Source organism: Caldivirga sp. UBA161 (assembly GCF_002506515.1).
Taxonomy (GTDB): Archaea; Thermoproteota; Thermoprotei; order Thermoproteales; family Thermocladiaceae; genus Caldivirga.
In genome coordinates, this window is sequence record NZ_DAXS01000006.1 from 287 (window position 1) to 3,305 (window position 3,019).

Sequence of the window (3,019 nt, forward strand, 5' to 3'; positions counted from 1 at the left end):
GTTAGTTATCCTAGATGAGCCAACATCAGCCTTAGATGTTATGACTCAGGCAAACATAATGAACCTCCTCAAGAGGTTGAGGAGGGAATTTAAGTTATCGTACATATTCATAACCCACGACCTGGCCTTAGCCAGTGAATTAGCTGATAAGGTGCTTGTACTCTATGCTGGTAAGGTTGCTGAATTCGGTTCAGCCGACTTAATTTACACCGAACCCAAGCACCCATACACCCAAGGCTTAATGTCAAGTATACCAACCTTGAGGGAGGATAAGAAGCTATCCTTCATACCGGGTGAAGTACCTAGCCTAATTAACCCACCCAGTGGCTGCAGATTCCACCCAAGGTGCCCGTATGCCATGGATATTTGCCGTAGGGAGGAGCCGCCATTAATAGCACTGGATAATGGCCATAAGGTTGCCTGCTGGCTATACAGTAAATAATTAATCACCTTTTAAGAATGCTAATTAATCTTTCCCTAAAGCCTTTAATTGATGGTGGGTATAAGTGAGTGTAAAGTGCCATAGTGTTATTCACCATTACTCCATCAAAGCCGTTAGCTATGCCCCTCCCTCTGATGTTCTTGAATACGTAATTCTCATTTGAGTACTCGGCATAAGATACGTGGAATTCATGCCCCCTTACCCTTAATCCACCTTGGGTAATTAAGTTTCCTCTAATTGCCTCAAGTTCAGTGTAGCCTATCGTTAACCTACCCTTAGCGGCAATACCAATATCAAATAAGCCCACCATCTTATACTCCCTATCAAGCCTAATATACTTAGATAGGTACATTAAACCACCACACTCAGCTAGAATTGGTACACCTGAATTGGATGCACTCCTAATCCAGTTAATGGTGTTAGTGGCGTTCTCCAACTCGCTTAAGTGTAATTCAGGGTAACCACCACCAATGTATATGAATGATGCATTATCGATTGCCTCATTATTTATTGGACTAAAGAACCTTAAGTCGAACATACTTGAGAGTAGGTCAAGGGATGCCCTATAGTAGAAGAGGAAGGCATTATCATAGGCTACTGCAGCAATCCCAAGCTTATTACTGCCCTCTTGATCATTCCTGTACTCACAGTTTATTGGTTCGGCTAAATCATACAGTAGGTTAAGGTCAATCCTCCCATTAATCAACTCCATGCCTCGTTTAATTATTTCCTTAACCCTACTGCCGTAATCCTCCACGGTTACAAGCCCTAAATGCCTTTCATTAATCATTAATCCTGCATCATGTGGAACATAACCTAAACTCACAACATCCTTAGGTAATGAGGACCTACATGAGTTATAATGGCTACTTGAAGCCACGTTATTGAAGATAACGCCAACTACATTGGCTGGTCCATAATCCCTTAAACCCTTAACAATAGCTCCAGCTGTATAAGATATGTTAGAGCAGTCTATTACCAGTATAACCGGTAATGAGAGTAGCTTAGCAATATGAAATGTACTTGACCCAACCTCAACCCCATCATATAACCCCATTACACCCTCAATTAACCCTAAATCAATACCCCTCATATATCTGCAGAAGGTTTCCCTAAGCACCTCCTCACCCATTAACCACACATCAAGGTTAATTGAGGGTAAACCTGAGGCCACTTTATGGTAACCTGGATCAATGTAATCTGGCCCAACCTTAAATGCCCTAACCTTAAGCCTGCTTGATAATGCCGCTGCTATTATTGATGTTACTGTGGTCTTTCCTGAACCACTTCTATCGGATGCTATTAATAACGCCTTACTAGGCATAGGCCCTTAAAGTTAAGGGGGATTATAATAGCTTCCTAGGTGGGATTAGGCTTCATTACCTTTAACATACCTAATAACCTCATCAATGCTTGGTTCATTAAAGTCACCTAACCATAACTTATCGGCGGCTAACGCCTGCCTAACCAGTATCTCGACACCATCAATAGCCCTAATGCCTAATTCCCTAGCCCTCTTAATTAAGCTTGTCTCACCCTTAGGTTTATAGGCCATGTCAATGAGTATTGCAACCCCTAACCTACTTAAGTCAAGTAACCAATCCTCCTCACTGCTCAGGGGGGTAGCGTTTACCACTAAGTGGGGCTTACCGTAATCTCCACCAATATCCACCGCATTACAGTCTAGGCCTAAACCATTGGCTAATCCACACAACTCCACAGCCCTCTCCCTGCTCCTATTAAGCACTGTAATAGTTTTACACCCAATTTTAGACAAGGCCAGTACAACTGCCCTAGCTGCTCCCCCAGCCCCAATTAATAATGCTTCTTCACCATTATACCCTCTTTCAATTAATGATTCCTTAATAGCCACGTAGTCGGTATTATAACCTATCAATTCCTGCTTACTATTAACCACAGTATTAACGCTTTTAATAGCATTAGCATCATCATTAAGCTCATCAATTAGTTTTGCCACAGTAACCTTATGTGGTATGGTTACGTTGAATCCACTTAAGGCATCCCTTGAAAATTCAATGAAATGCGGTAGCCTCTTTGACGTTACCCTTAATGGTACGTACACTGCCTCAATGTTTAATTTCCTGAAGACGTAGTTATGAATCTGGGGTGATAAGGTATAATCCAGTGGGTAACCTATTAGGCTAAATACACGCATAACTCCCTCACCAATCTTAGGTATTCACCAGCCTTAATCTTAACCTTAACCCAATCACCTATTTCAGTAACCATGGGTAAGTTAAGGAAGTCACCGCTCTTCTTCTTATCACCAGTAATGGCCCTTAATGCTGAATCAGCATTAACCTTAATGTTTTGAATAAGGTTGAGCCTATTTAATAATTCAATTAAGTAACTAGGTACATCTGGGCTAGTATAGCCTAATTTAACCCCAATGGCTGATTCACAAATCATGCCTAATCCCACTGCTTTACCGTGGCTGATGCTGAATCCTGATGCAGACTCTAATGCATGCCCAATTGTGTGCCCATAATTAAGCACGATTCTTACGCCTAAATTATCATACTCATCAACCTCAACTACATGAGCCTTATTGATCAG

4 protein-coding genes are annotated in these 3,019 nt (G+C 41.6%); 1 reads left to right on the forward strand and 3 read right to left on the reverse strand.

The window, feature by feature from the left end; genetic code table 11:
* Positions 1 to 442, forward strand: a 442-nt coding sequence (locus tag BP896_RS00580) for an ABC transporter ATP-binding protein (protein ID WP_291764603.1), incomplete at its 5' end; no start/stop codon positions are given.
* A 4-nt stretch (positions 443 to 446) separates the two neighbouring features.
* On the opposite strand, the gene BP896_RS00585 is transcribed toward BP896_RS00580, so the two are convergent.
* The 3 genes from BP896_RS00585 to BP896_RS00595 form a co-directional block, all read right to left on the reverse strand.
* A complete protein-coding gene (locus tag BP896_RS00585; protein WP_291764605.1) occupies positions 447 to 1,766 on the reverse strand; it encodes a cobyrinate a,c-diamide synthase in 1,320 nt (439 codons plus the stop codon).
* Between the two features lie 45 nt (positions 1,767 to 1,811).
* Complete coding sequence (locus tag BP896_RS00590) at positions 1,812 to 2,618, reverse strand: shikimate dehydrogenase family protein (protein WP_291764607.1); 807 nt, start codon at positions 2,616 to 2,618, stop codon at positions 1,812 to 1,814.
* A partial coding sequence (locus BP896_RS00595; protein WP_422653013.1) for a 3-dehydroquinate synthase family protein occupies positions 2,600 to 3,019 on the reverse strand: 420 nt, incomplete at its 5' end. The genes BP896_RS00590 and BP896_RS00595, both read right to left, overlap by 19 nt.

Coding starts and splice junctions, on each gene's coding strand:
- BP896_RS00585 (WP_291764605.1), bottom strand. CDS start 1,766: ATGCCTAGTAAGGCGTTATTAATAGCATCCGATAGAAGTGGTTCAGGA.
- BP896_RS00590 (WP_291764607.1), bottom strand. CDS start 2,618: ATGCGTGTATTTAGCCTAATAGGTTACCCACTGGATTATACCTTATCA.